The organism is Enterobacter sp. MG-EB028, from assembly GCF_056673305.1.
Genome location: NZ_CP195079.1, coordinates 3,243,560 through 3,258,536 on the forward strand (window position 1 = coordinate 3,243,560; position 14,977 = coordinate 3,258,536).

Below are 14,977 nucleotides of genomic sequence, written 5' to 3' on the forward strand. Positions count from 1 at the left end.
ATTCACCATCCTTCAAAGGATTGCAGCAACTCACAGACACCCCCTGTGTTTAGCAAGGTGGCTATTTTGGCAGCGAGCGAAAGGGGACTACGTGAAGAAGGTCACACTCATGAAAACGCTTACATCCGTTTTGTTAATGATTGTGATCCAGATCGTTATCTGGATGTATTATTCAATGATACCCCTGAAGCATGTGCGGTTAACTGACGCCACACCCACTCCAGCGGCCCCTGGCGGAAATAACGCAGCCAGATAACAGAAAACGCCAGGTTAACCACCCAGACCGGAATAACAAACGCCAGCAGCCCGAGGCGGTCGAATTTCATAAACAGGCCAAAGCGATAGAAAAGCGTGGTGCAGAGAAGCGTTTGCAGGAGGTAATTGCTTAACGCCATACGGCCTACGCAGGCCACGGCGCTGACGATCCACAGACGAGAGAGCTGCGGCCAGAAACCATAGATCAGCGCCGCATAGCCGATGGTCTGGAACGGCGCGCTGAGCTCACGCGGCACCTGGAGCAGAAACGCGCACCAGCGGTAATCCCAGTGAAGGTGCCACTGCGCAATCACCGCCGGAAGATTAATCAGCACGCCGATCAGAACTAGCCCCGCCCCGGTGCGGCGGTAGTGACGCAGGCTAAACTCCCCTTTCAGCCAGCCGGTGCGCATCAGTGACGCCCCCATCAGCATCATGCCCGCCAGCTGCCAGCCGTATTGCGCCCCCAGGGCAAGCAGATTGTCGCCCAGCATACCCGCGCGGTTGCTTATCGCTTCCGTACCGCCTTTCAGCTTCCAGTACTGTTCGTACTGCAGGTTAGCGGCATCCGGGATCCAGGAACGGTTTGTCGCATCACCGGAGATCAGCCCCAGCAAAAACAGAACGCAGAGCCCCATGAGATAGAGCATCACGCCGGTGTTAAACAGGCTTTTCACGCTGTGCGCGTCGCGAATGAGCCGCCAGCAGATCAGCCCGACTAACCCATAAGCGAGAAGAATATCACCATCCCAGAAGAACAGGCCGTGGATAAACCCGAGGATGACCAGCAGCGTTAAGCGCGACTGGATCCAGCGTGTGCCGCGTTTGAGCAGAAGCTGCAGGCCCGCGCCGAACAGCAGCGCAAAAAGCGTGAGGAATTTAACCTGGGCAAACAGATCGAGGAGCGCCCACGTCCAGGCATCGCTTCGGGTGATGTCGCCGTACCAGGCGGGATTGAGGTAAGCGGCCTTCGGCAGACCGAAGGCGCTGATGTTCAGCAGCAGGATACCCAGTATGGCGACGCCGCGGACAAAATCGAGCGTGACGTTTCGCTCCATGGTCCCTGCCCTGTTTGATTAGTTGTGGTGACGCACGGCGCGCAGGAACTCCTGGCGGGTGTTCTGGCTCGATTTAAACAGGCCGCCCAGCGAGGTGGTGGTGGTCGCACTGGTCGCATCACGCACGCCGCGGGCTTTCACGCAGTAATGAACCGCGTCAATGGAGACCGCCACGTTATTGGTACCCAGCAGCGTTTGCAGCGCGATCAGGATCTGCTGCGTCAGACGCTCCTGAACCTGCGGGCGCTGCGCGAAGAACTGCACAATACGGTTGATCTTCGACAGACCAATCACCGTATCTTTCGGGATATACGCCACGGTCGCTTTGCCGTCGATGGTCACGAAATGATGCTCGCAGGTGCTGGTCAGGGTGATATCCCGTACCGTGACCATCTCGTCCACCTTCATCTTGTTTTCGATGACGGTAATTTTCGGGAAGTTGGCGTAATCCAGTCCGGAGAAAATTTCGTCAACGTACATTTTCGCGATACGCTTAGGCGTTTCCATCAGGCTGTCATCGCTCAGATCGAGATTCAGCAGTTGCATGATCTCGGTCATATGCCCGGAAATCAGTTTCTTACGGGTTTCATTGTCCATATCCTGAACCGGCGGACGCAGTGGCGTTTCAAGACCGCGCGCGAGCAGGGCTTCGTGGACCAGGGCAGCTTCTTTACTGAGTGATGACATTTTGTTCTCCTGCAGGTGTGGCGTCTTTTGCCCTCGTTGTGGCAAAAGTATGCGCTCATTGTGCGTGAGGCGACGCACATAATCCAGTATTCACGACGATAATTATTGCAATTGCTGTTGCCTTTCAGCGTGGCGATTCCAGACCAGGGCACCGGCGACAAACAGCGCAACGCCCGCCAGCCCCAGCGCAGGCTCCAGCCGATGGGTTAGCCAGGTTGATACCGCCGAGGTCACCGGACCAATCAATTGCCCAATGGCATACCCGGTGGTGAGCAGCCCCGCCATATAGCGCGTGTGGTGCGGTGCCAGCTCGCGGCCGTATAAAAGTGAGAGCTGCACCGCGCAGAGGAACCCGCCTCCCACCAGCAGCCCGCCCGCCAGCAAGCCGCCAATGCCCGGCAGCAGCCAGGCCGCCAGCACGCCAGCTCCCTGTAACCACAGCACGATGGCCAGCCTGCGGTTAGCCGTTGAGGTGTGGCGCAAAAGAATGCTGAGCGCAATTCCCACCACGGCGGCGGCACCAAAAATCGGCCAGACAAACTGGGCAAACAGGCTGCCGGGAAAGCGCACTGCCGCCATTTGCGAAAGGAAGGTCGCCGGGAGGATATAGCCAAATCCCGCCAGGCTGTAGCTCCAGACCAGGCGCCTTAAATCCGTCGTCAGCACCAGCGGCTCTGGCGCGGTGCCGGGTCGATGAAGCTGCCCGGAACGCGGCAGATAGCGCGCCACCAGCGCAACCAGTACCAGCGCCAGCACGCCGTAGATTTGCCATGCCGCACCGGCCGAAAGGGATTTCGCCTGAATATAAACCGCGAGCAGACCGCTCAGGGCGATACCTGCCCCGGGCCCGGCAAAGACAGCCGCACTGAGCCCCGGTTTACCCAGCTGTCCCAGCCGCTCGTTGGTCCAGGCAGCAATCAGCACCATTGACCAGCCGCTCATGCAGCCAATCACAAAGCGCAGCAGGCCGTGCACGACGGCGTTATCCGCCGCGGCGGAGAGCAGGGTCAACGCAACCGCGCCGGTGATGCCAAGCCAGAGTCGCGTTTCAACAAAGCGGTGCGCGCGCATGGCATCCCATGCGCCCACCAGATAGCCCAGATAATTCATCGCCGCCACCAGGCCCGCGCTGGTCAGCGTGAGTTGCCCGGCGGCAATCATCAGCGGCACCTGAGGGGTAAAGGCAAAGCGCCCTATCCCCATCGCCACCACCAGAACGACAAACCCACTAAGCGCAATACGCAGCGCCATGACCGCTCCAATTGTTAAAAAAAAGTAAATTTATGATGCAGCATCTCGCCGTTCCGCGAAAGTGAAAGTTGCTCACAGGTAAATGAAAACGCTGTATTATGGCTCTAATGAATAGCTATTCTCATTAAGGAGCCCTGCATGGAACTGCTCGAAGAGCACCGTTGTTTTGAAGGTCGACAGCAGCGCTGGAGGCACGACTCCACCACGCTGAACTGCACCATGACGTTCAGCATTTTCCTGCCGCCGACGGAAAATCCGCCGGTTCTGTTCTGGCTGTCAGGCCTGACCTGCAACGACGAAAACTTCACCACCAAAGCGGGCGCACAGCGTATTGCCGCCGAGCTGGGCATTGCGCTGGTGATGGCTGATACCAGCCCGCGCGGCGATGATGTGGCGGACGATGCCGGGTACGATTTAGGTAAAGGCGCAGGATTTTATCTCAACGCCACCGAACAGCCGTGGGCGAGCCATTACCGCATGTACGACTATATTCGCGACGAGCTGCCTGCGCTGATCAAGGCTGAATTTGCGGTAAGCGACCGCTGCGCCATCAGCGGACACTCCATGGGCGGACACGGGGCGCTCATCATGGCGCTGAAAAACCCGGGGAAATACGTCAGCGTCTCTGCGTTCGCGCCGATTGTGAACCCAACGCAGGTGCCGTGGGGACAAAAAGCTTTCACACACTATCTGGGTGAGGATGCCGAGAAATGGCAGGAATGGGACAGCTGCGCGCTGATGCTGGCAAGCGATTCGGCGAGCGCGATCCCGATGCTTATCGATCAGGGCGATGCGGATCAGTTCCTCGCCGGACAGCTACAGCCTGCGGTGTTGGCTGAGGCGGCACGCCAGAAGGAATGGCCGCTGACGCTGCGCATTCAGCCGGGATACGATCACAGCTATTACTTTATGGCGTCCTTTATCGAGGATCATCTCCGCTTCCATGCGGAGCATTTGTTTGGGTAAGTGCGCGTCATTGCCGGGTGGCGGCTTCGCCTTACCCGGCCTACGTTCGCTTTTACCCTCGTTGCATCAGAACTTATAATCCACGCCCACAAAGTAGCGACGGCCATCTTCCGTGTAGCTGTAATCGTCACGGCTCAGGTCTTTATCCAGCAGGTTCTGCACGCCCGCGCGCAGCTTCACGCTTTTCGTCGCCTGCCACGCCGCGCCGGTGTTCCAGATGACATAGCCACCCGGCGTTGGTGCACTGCTGGTCAGCGCGCGCTTCTCGCCGGTGTAATTGCCCTGAACATAGAACGACCAGTCCTGCGTCGCCTTCCAGTCAACGGTCCCGTTAGCCGTATGGAACGGCAGCTCGGACAGTGGTTTGTTGCCGCCGTTGCTGATATCGCGACCGTCGTTATAGGTGTAGTTCAGCGTCACTTTCCAGTCTTCCGCCAGCGGGAACTTCACTTCGGTCTCCACCCCACGGATGCGCGCCTTGTTGACGTTGTAATAGCGGAAAATCGGTTCGCCGTCTGCGTTCAGACCAACGTAGTTAGGGTAGCTCTGCGCCTGTTTTGCATTCGCCGTACGGCTGATGCTGATGCGGTCGTCCACGTTATTCTGGAAGGTGGTGACGCTGGCCTGCACGCCCTCTAACCAGCCCTCTTCCCCGCTGTAGTACAGACCGAACTCGAAGCTCTCGCTGGTTTCCGGCTTCAGATCCGGGTTACCGACAATCTCACAGGCGCCGCGGCACGAGCCGGTGACCCAGTCCGGGCTCAGCTGCAGCAGCGACGGCGCTTTAAACGCGGTTGCCCAGCCCCCTTTCACCGTCACGGTATCCGTCGCGTTATAGACCAGATAGGCTCGCGGACTCCAGTGATCGCCGTAGGTATCATGGTCATCCATACGGATGCCGGTGGTCAGCGCCAGCGGCTCAAAGATACGCCATTCGTCTTCGAGGAACAGCGCATACTGGCTTGTTGACGTACTGCTGCTGGAGCCCCCCGTCAGGTTGACCGGATCTTTCAGCTTATCGTGACGCCATTCGCCGCCAAAGGTCAGCAGCTGATTAATGTTGCCCAGCGGCAGCACGTATTTCCCGTCTACCGCGTTGCTCTCGGAGGTGATGGGATTGCTGTTGCCCGGGTTTTTGTTATCCACCTTCTCACCGTAAACCTTCAGCTCGCTGTTGCCGACGCCCCAGCGGCCGTTATGGCTGAGAGAGTAGTTCTGACGCTCAAGGCGGTTTTTGTCTAGGGAGTCTGAATCGCGATCCTGGCGGTCAAAGCCGTAGCCCGCAGTGAAGTCGTGGTTTTCTGTTGGCGTCCAGGCGAATTCCACGTTGGCATCACGGCTGGTGAAGCCCTCAATGCGCGGCGTTTCACCGCTCGCCGTGGTGGAGGATTTCTGCTGCCCGTCTTTCTCACGCTTCGCGAGGCTACCGTAGGCTTTCAGGCCCAGCAGGCCGTCCACCAGCGGACCGCTGGTATAAAACTGACCGTTATACGTGTCGCCACGATCGCGATGTTCCTGAAGGGTAGAATCCGCGCTCAGGGTGCCCGTCCACTTCTGGCCGATTTTTTTGGTGATAATGTTCACCACGCCGCCGAGAGCATCAGAGCCGTAGAGAGAAGACATCGGTCCGCGGACCACTTCGATGCGTTCGATGGCGTCAACCGGCACCCAGTTAAGGTCGAAATCGTTATGGCGGAAGACCGCGTTGCGTGAGTTTACGCGCTTGCCGTCGATCAGGATGAGCGTGTAGCTGCTGTCCAGACCGCGAATACTTACCCCTTTACGGTTGTCCCCTTCGCTCGTGAGCTGTACGCCCGGCACATCCCGTAACACATCTTTCAGGTTCTGAACGGGTTTGCGCTGCAAATCTTCCTGGGTAATCACGCTGATACTTGCCGGTGCGTCTTTCAGGTTTTGCTCGGTCGCGGAAGCCGTTACAACCATTGTGTCGCCAGATTCCGCTGCGATGACAGGCAGTGCCAGGGACATTGCGGACGCGCATAGTCCTCCCCTGACGACGGGATTCAACCTAAACATTCCATATCTCCATGAGGTAAATACAACTCAATCAAAAATCATCGCTCACAGTGCCTTGTTGTCCGCCCACATCTGCGGTGGGTCGGTAGCACGCTTATTTTTGATAACGATAAAGCAAACGATAATTATTATCAATTAAATTGTTAAAAATTATATCTGCCGTTCATACTGTGGAGATAAAAAAGCCCGCTCAAGTGAGCGGGCTGAAAGAGAGGAAGCGCGGTTATTGTTTAAATCGTTCCGGGAAATCCATTTCACTGTAGCGAACGAAGCGGGTTCCTTTCGTCAGTTTGTAGCCGAACCAGATGACCAGGAACAGCGGAATACCAATATAGGTGGCCGTGACGGCACCCCAGTCAATGGTGTCCGCAAGGAAAGCTTCATAGTTCTGTCCCAGGGTAATAATCAGACACAGAATGAAGGCAAAAATCGGCCCCAGCGGGAAGAAGCCAGAACGGTACGGGAGGTTATTCAGGTCGTGACCCTGCATAACGTAGCCGCGGCGGAAACGGTAGTGGCTGATGGCAATGCCCAGCCAGGCGATAAAGCCCGTCATGCCGGAGGTATTAAGCAGCCACAGGTACACGGTCTGGTTGCCGAACATAGAGGTCAGGAAGCAGAGGCCCGCAATGACCGTGGTGGCATACAGCGCGTTACGCGGCACGCCACCGCGGGACAGTTTCGAGAAAATACGCGGCGCTTTACCGTCGCAGGCCAGGGTGTAAAGCATACGGGTGGACGCGTACATACCGGAATTACCCGCCGACAGCACCGCCGTCAGGATCACCGCGTTCATTACCGCCGCCGCAGAAAGCAGGCCTGCGTGCTGGAAGACCAGGGTGAAAGGGCTGACGCTGATGTCTTTGACGTCATTACGCAGCAGGCTTGGATCGGTATACGGAATGATCAGGCTGATAATCAAAATAGCGAACACGTAGAACAGCAGAATACGCCAGAACACCTGACGCACCGCGCGCGGAATGTTCTTCTCCGGGTTCTCGGATTCACCGGCCGCGATACCAATCAGCTCCGTTCCCTGGAAGGAGAAGCCGACAATCATCGCCACGCCAATCATCGCCGAGAAGCCCCCGGCAAACGGCGCATCGCCTATCGTCCAGTTGCTCCAGCCCGCAGGTTCAGCCCCTTTGAAAATCCCCACGATCATCGCCACACCGACGACGATAAAGATGATGACGGTTGCCACTTTGATCAAAGAGAACCAGTATTCCGCTTCGCCGAAACCGCGCACGGAGATGTAGTTCAGCAGGAAGATAACGGCCAGGAACAGGGCGCTCCAGATCCAGCCCGGCGTGTCCGGGAACCACCAGGTCATCACCAGCTGTGCGGCAACGAGGTCAACGGCGATAGTGACGGCCCAGTTGTACCAGTAGTTCCAGCCCAGCGCGAAGCCGAAGCCTTCCTCAACGTATTTTTGTCCGTAGGTCGAAAACGAACCTGACACCGGCATGTATGCCGCCAGTTCGCCCAGGCTGGTCATCAGGAAGTAAACCATCAGGCCAATCAGGATATAAGAGAATAATGCCCCACCCGGGCCGGCTGCCGAAATCGTTGCGCCAGAGGCAACGAAAAGACCTGTACCGATGGAGCCGCCAATGGCGATCATCGTCAGGTGACGCGCCTTGAGTTCACGACGTAGCGTGGGCGCTTCTGTGGTTTTAGTTTCTGAAACCATGTGAAAATGCTGTCCATTTAATAAATGAGGCGCGATTGTAGCAGACGATCTCCGTTCCTTCCGGCAGAAATACCCTGTTATAAGAGAGCTTCATGACGCGTCCAGGATTATAAGTAACGCATTATTTTTCCCTCTCCCATTTGGGGTGAGGGGCGCTTTTACATCTCGCAGTAGCGCAGAAAACGCTGCAGCGAGCTGGAAAGGTGTTTCTGACGATGGTGGATGCACCATAGCGTGCGCACCAGTTTCGGGAGCGGAATGGGAATTTCCACCAGCGACCCCGTCTCAAGCTGTTCGGCAATGACGCGCCGGGAAAGACAACTGATGCCCAGGCCATGACGCACCGCGTGCTTGATGGCCTCAGAGTTTCCCAGCTCCATTCCCAGCTGGAAATGCGGCAGATGCGACAGCAGCAGGTAGTCGACAATCTCACGCGTACCGGAGCCCTGCTCGCGGAGGATCCACTGCGCCTGCGCCAGCCGCTCCAGCGTCACCTCGCCCTGCAATAACGACGAGGCCGGAGACGCAAAGACCACCAGCTCGTCTTCCAGCCAGGGCTCGGCAATGATATCGACGTTATGGCAAGGGCCTTCGATAAGACCGATATCCACGCGGAAATCGATCACCGCGTTGATCACGTCCTGGCTGTTGCCCACGCTCATCTCCAGCGGCAGAGTCGGGAAATCCCGACGGTAGCGCGCTATCACTTCCGGCAGGATATAGTTTCCGATGGTGCTGCTGGCAAACACGCGGATCGCGCCGTTGTCTTCGCGGAACAGCTGTTCGATTTCGATAGCCTGCTCCAGCAGCGCCAGCGCGCGCGGGTAAAGCAGGCGGCCATGTTCGTTGACCACCAGACGCTTCCCTACCCTGTCGAACAGCTGAACGCCCAGCTGCCCTTCAAGATCGGTCAACGCCGCGCTGACCGCAGACTGCGAGAGCGCCAGCATTTGTGACGCCTGGGTCGTCGAGCCGCTTTTTAGCACCTCGGCAAACACTTCCAGCTGACGCAATGTAATGTGCATGGTTGCTTACCACTTATATAGATTGATTATAAGTATATAATCAATTTTATTTTTAAGCCAGAGCGCCGTAACCTTTAGCCAGACAAAGGAGAAGGTTATGTCAGAAATCACCTTACAACATCATCGTACAGTGTGGCACTTCGTGCCGGGTCTCGCGCTCAGCGCAGCAGTGACCGCCGTAGCATTATGGGGCGGCAGCATCCCGGCTATCGCAGGCGCAGGTTTTAGCGCGTTGACGCTGGCCATTTTGCTGGGCATGGTCGTGGGTAATACCGTTTACCCGCATATCTGGAAATCCTGCGACGGCGGCGTGATCTTTGCCAAACAGCACCTGCTGCGCCTCGGGATCATTCTTTACGGCTTCCGCCTCACCTTTTCGCAAATTGCGGACGTGGGTGTGAGCGGAATTGCCATTGACGCCCTGACCCTGACCAGCACCTTTTTACTGGCGTGCTTTATCGGTCAGAAGATCTTTGGCCTGGACAAGCAAACCAGCTGGCTGATCGGCGCAGGCAGCAGCATCTGCGGTGCGGCGGCAGTGCTGGCGACGGAGCCGGTCGTAAAAGCCGAAGCCAGTAAAGTAACGGTCGCCGTCGCGACGGTGGTTATCTTCGGTACGCTGGCGATCTTCCTTTATCCCGCGATGTATCCGCTGTTGGCACACTGGTTTAGCCCGGAAACCTACGGCATCTATATCGGTTCGACCATGCACGAAGTGGCGCAGGTGGTGGCGGCAGGTCATGCCATCAATCCGGAAGCGGAAAATGCGGCGGTGATTGCCAAAATGCTGCGCGTGATGATGCTGGCGCCGTTCCTGATTTTCCTGGCCGCGCGAGTTAAACAGCTGGCCCCGGCTGGCGGCAGCGAGAAAAGCAAAATCACAATTCCGTGGTTTGCGATCCTGTTCATCGTGGTTGCCATCTTTAACTCCTTCCATCTGCTGCCGAAAGCGGTGGTGGAGATGCTGGTGACGCTGGACACGGTGCTGCTGGCGATGGCGATGGCGGCGCTGGGGGTGACCACCCACGTCAGCGCGCTCAAAAAAGCCGGGGCGAAGCCGCTGCTGATGGCGCTGGTGCTCTTCATCTGGCTGATTGTGGGCGGCGGCGCGATTAACCTCGCCGTACACAGCCTGATGGCATAAACCATCTCGTCCTTCTCCTGTTAACCCGCTATCATAAGCGTTTCGGGTTAGCAGGAGTCTTTTTATGAAATATGTTGGAGCGCACGTCAGCGCTGCCGGTGGCCTTGCGAATGCCGCCATTCGCGCCGCCGAAATCGAGGCGACCGCTTTCGCCCTGTTCACCAAAAACCAGCGCCAGTGGCGCGCCGCGCCGCTCACCGCCGACGTGATTGACGACTTCAAAGCCGCCTGTGAGAAATACTGCTACGGGCCGGGCCAGATCCTTCCCCACGACAGCTATTTGATTAACCTCGGGCATCCGGTTCAGGAAGCGCTGGAAAAATCCCGAGAGGCGTTTCTCGATGAAGTGCAGCGCTGCGAACAGCTCGGGCTGACGCTGCTGAACTTCCATCCGGGTAGTCATCTGATGCAAATAGATGAAGACGCCTGTCTGGCGCGCATTGCCGAATCCATCAACATGACGCTGGATAAAACCAAAGGCGTGACGGCAGTGATTGAAAACACCGCCGGTCAGGGCAGCAACCTCGGCTTCAGGTTTGAGCATCTCGCGGCGATTATTGACGGCGTGGAAGATAAATCCCGCGTGGGCGTGTGCATTGATACCTGCCACGCGTTTGCAGCAGGCTACGACCTGCGCACCACCGAGGCGACGAAAAACACGTTTGATGAGCTTGAGCGAATAGTCGGCTTTAAGTACCTGCGCGGGATGCACCTGAACGATGCGAAAAGCGCGTTCGGCAGCCGCGTTGACCGTCACCACAGCCTGGGTGAAGGCAATATCGGCCACGATGCGTTTCGCTTTATCATGCAGGACGCTCGCTTCGACGGTATTCCGATGGTGCTGGAAACCATCAATCCGGATATCTGGGCGGAAGAGATTGCCTGGCTGAAGGCGCAGCAAACCGCTGAACAGGCGGCATAAAAAAAGCCGGGTTGCGTTAGCACCCGGCTTTTTTATTGCTTACCGCTTAAGCTGCTTTTGCCACAACTTCCGCTTCCGGACGTTTCAGCACTGCGTAAGACAGACCCGCCACCAGCGTACCGGCAATAATCGCCAGCAGATAACCCAGGACCGGGGTGATGGCGCCAGGGATCAGCAGGACGAACAGACCGCCGTGCGGAGCCATCAGCTTCGCGCCAATCGCCATGGAGATGGCACCCGTTACCGCGCCGCCGACGATACAGCACGGCAGAACACGCATCGGGTCACGCGCCGCGAACGGAATCGCGCCTTCGGTAATGAAGCACAGGCCCAGCACCAGCGCCGCTTTGCCACCTTCCTGCTGCGCTTTGTCGAACTTACGACGGGCAATCATCGTCGCCAGGCCGAGCGCCAGCGGTGGCACCATACCAGCCGCCATGATCGCCGCCATCGGCGCGTAGGTCTGGGTACTCAGCAGGCCAACGCCAAACGCGTACGCCGCTTTGTTCACCGGACCACCCATGTCGGTACACATCATGCCGCCGAGGATCGCGCCCAGCAGAACCGCGTTCGCCGTACCCATGGTTTGCAGCCAGTGGGTCAGACCCGCAAGGATGCCCGCAACCGGCTTACCAATCAGGTAAATCATCGCCAGACCGACCACAAGGCTGGAGATCAGCGGAATGATCAGAATTGGCTTCAGCGCTTCCATACTCTGCGGCAGCTTCAGCTTCGAGCTAATCAGCTTCGCAACGTAACCGGCGAGGAAACCGGCGATGATACCGCCGATAAAGCCGGAACCGGTGCTCACCGCCAGCATACCGCCGATAAGACCCGGGGTCAGACCCGGACGGTCAGCAATTGAGAACGCGATAAAGCCTGCCAGCACCGGCACCATCAGCGCGAACGCGGAGCCGCCGCCAATCTGCATTAACGCCGCCGCCAGCGTGCCCTGCTCTTTAAACGCTTCAATACCGAAGGCGAAGGAGAGCGCAATACACAGGCCGCCAGCCACCACCATCGGCAGCATGTAGGAGACGCCGGTCAGCAGGTGACGGTATGCGCCCGCAGACTCTTTTTTCCCTTCGGTCGGGGTTTTGGCTGCGCCAGTGGCCTGATACGGTTTGGCTTCTGCCAGTGCCTTATCAAATTCCTGCGCGGTCTTTTTCAGCGCCAGGCCGGTAGAGGTGCGGTACATCGGCTTGCCGGCAAACTTCGCCAGATCCACTTCAATATCTGCCGCCACAATCACCAGATCGGCCTCAGCGACCTCTTCCGGCGTAATGGCATTGCCCGCACCCACGGAGCCACGAGTTTCAACCTTCACCCACCAGCCGCGTTTTTTCGCTTCGGTTTCAATGGCTTCAGCCGCCATAAAGGTGTGCGCCACGCCCGTCGGGCAGGCCGTGACCGCAACAACGCGTTTCGGCCCCGAGGCCGCAGCCGGAGCCGCCGCGACCGGCGCGCTGTAGACGGTCGCGTGACCTTTCGCTTCGCTCAGGAACAGTTCCGGGTGTGCCACCGCGCGATTAATATCGCCCAGCCACACTTTTTTGCCGTTCAGGGCGCTGTCAGCGGGGATTTTATCGCCCAGGACAATCGCCAGCTCGGCATCGCCTGGGTTATCAATGATGTCCAGGTGTGCTTTTTGTGCCGCCGCGCCCAGCAGGGTCTTCGCCATGTAGGCGCGAGCCTGTCCGAGACCGGAGTCAATGATCAGCAGCGTTTTCATTATTCCTCTCCTGCTGTTAGTTAAAAGGTTTTAAGTCAACGCGCGCCATCATCGCGGCTAACTGGGTACGATCGGTAATACCGACATTGCTCTGGCTCACGGCCAGGGCTGCAACGGCGGTGGCAAGACGTAACGTATGTTCACTGGATTCACGCATCAGCAGGCCGTAAATCAGGCCGCCAACCATGGAATCCCCTGCGCCAACGGTGCTCACAACTTCCATTGACGGCGGTTTGGCAATCCATTCACCTGAAGCGTTAACCCACAACGCCCCTTCTGCACCCAGCGAGATCACCACGTGAGCAATACCCTGCTCGCGCAGCGCATGGGCAGCCTCAATCACATCTTTTAATTCCGGCAGCTTACGGCCTGCCCAGATCTCCAGTTCGCGGCGATTTGGCTTCACCAGCCACGGAGAGGCTTTCAGACCCGCAACCAGCGCGTCGCGGCTGCTGTCGAAGATAATGCACGGGCACTGGCTGCGCAGGCGCGTCATCCAGTCGGTAAACGCTTCCGGGCTGACGCCGGACGGCAGGCTTCCGCTGACGCACACCATGTCGAACTGACCAAGCCAGGTCAGGGAGTCGTTAACAAAGCGCTCCCAGTCAGCTGGCGTCACTTCGAAGCCAGAGAAGTTCAGATCGGTCACTTCACCGTCTTTCTCCGTCAGCTTAACGTTGATGCGGGTACGGCCCTGCACAACCTGGAAACGGTTGGCAATGCCCAGCTCGCTGAACAGCTGCTGGAAACCATCCTGGTTATCTTTACCGAGGAATCCGCCCACGGTGACGTCGATACCGAGGTCCTTGAGCACTTTCGCGACGTTAATCCCTTTGCCCGCAGCATGCAGGCCAGTGGTACGCACGAGGTTTACTTCGCCGCGCTCAATTTCCGGGCAAAACCCCACCAGGTCATAAGCCGGGTTCAGCGTAATAGTCGCAACACGTCTGCTCATTATGCGCCCTCCCCCAGACCCGCCGCGATGGCGTCGCCAATCGCTTTCAGCGCCTGTTCAGCATCTGCACCCTGCGCGGTGAAGCGCAGACGATGGCCTTTCTTCACGCCCAGCGCGACGACTTTCATCAGGCTACGGCCGTTGGCCGGTTTGCCCGAACCATCCAGGTTGGTCACGGTAATCTCGCTTTCAAATTGTTTAATGGTGTTAACCAGCATGGTGCCCGGACGGGCATGCAGGCCATGTTCGTTACGCACCACGAACTCGGCGTTCAGCACATCATCGGTGAGTGCGTCGTCACTGGTCAGCAGGGCCAGCACGGTCGCGGCATCGGCGTTCAGCAGTTTTTCAGCTTTATTGTTGAGCAGCAGATCGCCCAGACGCTTCAGCACCGAAACCGGCTGCTCATCGTTCATCGCCACGGTCACCAGCATGGCTGCTGTCTCACCCTCAACGTCGAACGCGGTGGCCGCGCGGCTCACTGCAATCGCGCTGCGCAGATTGCCTTCAGCGCTGTCGTTCAGCCAGATGCCCTGGCCAAGATTCAGCGGTTTATCGTTAATCACGCGCGTCACAAAGGCGGCATCAGCGGCACCCGCTTCTTTCAGGCGACCCGCGTTCAGCGCCTGCAGCGTGACCAGGTCGGAGGCCACAACATCCAGCGTCAGCGTGTCGTTATCGAGTTTCAGCGCTTCGCTCTGCTTTTCGCCCATCAGCAACGCACGCAGCTCTTCAGCAGTCGTTGCAGACTTCAGCTGTTCCGCCACGGAGTCATCGCTCAGGACATGCGTCAGCTGACGCAGCAGGCCTAAGTGTTCGTCGCTACTGGCCGCGATACCGATAGCCACATAAGCCACCTGGCCGTCGCCCCAGAGCACGCCCTGCGGGAACTGATAAACCTTCACGCCGGTTTTCAGCACCTGGTCGCGGGTGTCGGTTGTGCCATGCGGAATGGCAATGCCATTGCCGAGGAAAGTGGAGGTCTGCTGCTCGCGCGCCAGCATACCGTTTACGTAGCCGTCCGCGACGTTACCCGCCTGCACAAGGGCAGCGGCAACCTGACGAATGGCCTCTTCTTTATCCCCGGCCTGAGCGCCCGGGTGAATATCCTGAACAGATAACTGGAACATGGTTCTCCTCTCCTGCTGAAAGTGAATCGTTTCAGCTAACATGAGAAAAAATACGCTAGCCTGCTCCGTTTGTTAAAACAAGATAGCGCTGAAACGTTTCAAAAAGTCTTGCGCTTTCTGCA

The 14,977-nt window shown here is 57.9% G+C and carries 12 protein-coding genes; 3 read left to right on the top strand and 9 right to left on the bottom strand.

Annotated features, from left to right (window positions below; all coding sequences use genetic code 11):
* Nucleotides 1-155: 155 nt before the first annotated feature.
* The 3 genes from yeiB to ACR42C_RS15395 all read right to left on the bottom strand — a co-directional run bounded on the left by yeiB (nucleotide 156) and on the right by ACR42C_RS15395 (nucleotide 3,251).
* Nucleotides 156-1,313 carry a DUF418 domain-containing protein YeiB gene (yeiB, locus tag ACR42C_RS15385; protein ID WP_479984294.1) on the bottom strand — a complete coding sequence of 386 codons (1,158 nt, stop codon included), beginning with the start codon at nucleotides 1,311-1,313 and terminating at the stop codon, nucleotides 156-158.
* Between the two features lie 18 nt (nucleotides 1,314-1,331).
* Entirely contained in the window at nucleotides 1,332-2,000 is a 669-nt protein-coding gene (gene folE / locus ACR42C_RS15390; RefSeq protein ID WP_116338692.1) for a GTP cyclohydrolase I FolE, read from the bottom strand.
* Between the two features lie 102 nt (nucleotides 2,001-2,102).
* On the bottom strand, nucleotides 2,103-3,251 hold the full coding sequence (locus tag ACR42C_RS15395) for a YbfB/YjiJ family MFS transporter (protein ID WP_479984295.1): 1,149 nt from the start codon (nucleotides 3,249-3,251) through the stop codon (nucleotides 2,103-2,105).
* A 138-nt stretch (nucleotides 3,252-3,389) separates the two neighbouring features.
* Between ACR42C_RS15395 and fghA the strand changes: the two genes are divergently transcribed.
* Complete coding sequence (fghA, locus tag ACR42C_RS15400; RefSeq protein ID WP_479984296.1) at nucleotides 3,390-4,217, top strand: S-formylglutathione hydrolase; 828 nt, start codon at nucleotides 3,390-3,392, stop codon at nucleotides 4,215-4,217.
* 66 nt (nucleotides 4,218-4,283) lie between these two features.
* Here the strand turns inward: fghA and cirA are convergent, their stop codons facing one another.
* The 3 genes from cirA to yieE all read right to left on the bottom strand — a co-directional run bounded on the left by cirA (nucleotide 4,284) and on the right by yieE (nucleotide 8,972).
* Nucleotides 4,284-6,254 (bottom strand): catecholate siderophore receptor CirA, encoded by a 1,971-nt coding sequence (cirA, locus tag ACR42C_RS15405; protein ID WP_479984297.1) that lies wholly within the window; start codon nucleotides 6,252-6,254, stop codon nucleotides 4,284-4,286.
* Between the two features lie 223 nt (nucleotides 6,255-6,477).
* Nucleotides 6,478-7,947 (bottom strand): amino acid permease, encoded by a 1,470-nt coding sequence (locus ACR42C_RS15410; protein WP_061097614.1) that lies wholly within the window; start codon nucleotides 7,945-7,947, stop codon nucleotides 6,478-6,480.
* A gap of 158 nt (nucleotides 7,948-8,105) precedes the next feature.
* Entirely contained in the window at nucleotides 8,106-8,972 is an 867-nt protein-coding gene (gene yieE, locus ACR42C_RS15415; RefSeq protein ID WP_116338684.1) for a DNA-binding transcriptional regulator YeiE, read from the bottom strand.
* 97 nt (nucleotides 8,973-9,069) lie between these two features.
* On the opposite strand from yieE, the gene ACR42C_RS15420 reads away from it, so the two are divergent.
* Nucleotides 9,070-10,116 (top strand): YeiH family protein, encoded by a 1,047-nt coding sequence (locus tag ACR42C_RS15420; protein WP_479984298.1) that lies wholly within the window; start codon nucleotides 9,070-9,072, stop codon nucleotides 10,114-10,116.
* Nucleotides 10,117-10,180: 64 nt separating this feature from the next.
* The gene (gene nfo, locus ACR42C_RS15425; RefSeq protein WP_479984299.1) at nucleotides 10,181-11,038 is read left to right on the top strand and encodes a deoxyribonuclease IV; all 858 of its coding nucleotides are present in this window, start codon (nucleotides 10,181-10,183) and stop codon (nucleotides 11,036-11,038) included.
* Between the two features lie 46 nt (nucleotides 11,039-11,084).
* Here the strand turns inward: nfo and fruA are convergent, their stop codons facing one another.
* From fruA to fruB, 3 genes are read right to left on the bottom strand one after another with little or no spacing between them, the layout of a single operon-like run.
* Nucleotides 11,085-12,770: a PTS fructose transporter subunit IIBC gene (gene fruA / locus ACR42C_RS15430; RefSeq protein ID WP_316379369.1), complete on the bottom strand. Its 1,686-nt coding sequence runs from the start codon at nucleotides 12,768-12,770 to the stop codon at nucleotides 11,085-11,087.
* Nucleotides 12,771-12,786: 16 nt separating this feature from the next.
* Nucleotides 12,787-13,725, bottom strand: coding sequence for a 1-phosphofructokinase (gene fruK, locus ACR42C_RS15435; protein ID WP_116338677.1), 939 nt, complete (start codon nucleotides 13,723-13,725; stop codon nucleotides 12,787-12,789).
* Entirely contained in the window at nucleotides 13,725-14,855 is a 1,131-nt protein-coding gene (gene fruB / locus ACR42C_RS15440) for a fused PTS fructose transporter subunit IIA/HPr protein (RefSeq protein ID WP_116338675.1), read from the bottom strand. Before fruB ends, fruK begins: the two co-directional genes overlap by 1 nt.
* Nucleotides 14,856-14,977 lie beyond the last annotated feature (122 nt).

Coding starts and splice junctions, on each gene's coding strand:
- yeiB (WP_479984294.1), bottom strand. CDS start 1,313: ATGGAGCGAAACGTCACGCTCGATTTTGTCCGCGGCGTCGCCATACTG.
- folE (WP_116338692.1), bottom strand. CDS start 2,000: ATGTCATCACTCAGTAAAGAAGCTGCCCTGGTCCACGAAGCCCTGCTC.
- ACR42C_RS15395 (WP_479984295.1), bottom strand. CDS start 3,251: ATGGCGCTGCGTATTGCGCTTAGTGGGTTTGTCGTTCTGGTGGTGGCG.
- fghA (WP_479984296.1), top strand. CDS start 3,390: ATGGAACTGCTCGAAGAGCACCGTTGTTTTGAAGGTCGACAGCAGCGC.
- cirA (WP_479984297.1), bottom strand. CDS start 6,254: ATGTTTAGGTTGAATCCCGTCGTCAGGGGAGGACTATGCGCGTCCGCA.
- ACR42C_RS15410 (WP_061097614.1), bottom strand. CDS start 7,947: ATGGTTTCAGAAACTAAAACCACAGAAGCGCCCACGCTACGTCGTGAA.
- yieE (WP_116338684.1), bottom strand. CDS start 8,972: ATGCACATTACATTGCGTCAGCTGGAAGTGTTTGCCGAGGTGCTAAAA.
- ACR42C_RS15420 (WP_479984298.1), top strand. CDS start 9,070: ATGTCAGAAATCACCTTACAACATCATCGTACAGTGTGGCACTTCGTG.
- nfo (WP_479984299.1), top strand. CDS start 10,181: ATGAAATATGTTGGAGCGCACGTCAGCGCTGCCGGTGGCCTTGCGAAT.
- fruA (WP_316379369.1), bottom strand. CDS start 12,770: ATGAAAACGCTGCTGATCATTGACTCCGGTCTCGGACAGGCTCGCGCC.
- fruK (WP_116338677.1), bottom strand. CDS start 13,725: ATGAGCAGACGTGTTGCGACTATTACGCTGAACCCGGCTTATGACCTG.
- fruB (WP_116338675.1), bottom strand. CDS start 14,855: ATGTTCCAGTTATCTGTTCAGGATATTCACCCGGGCGCTCAGGCCGGG.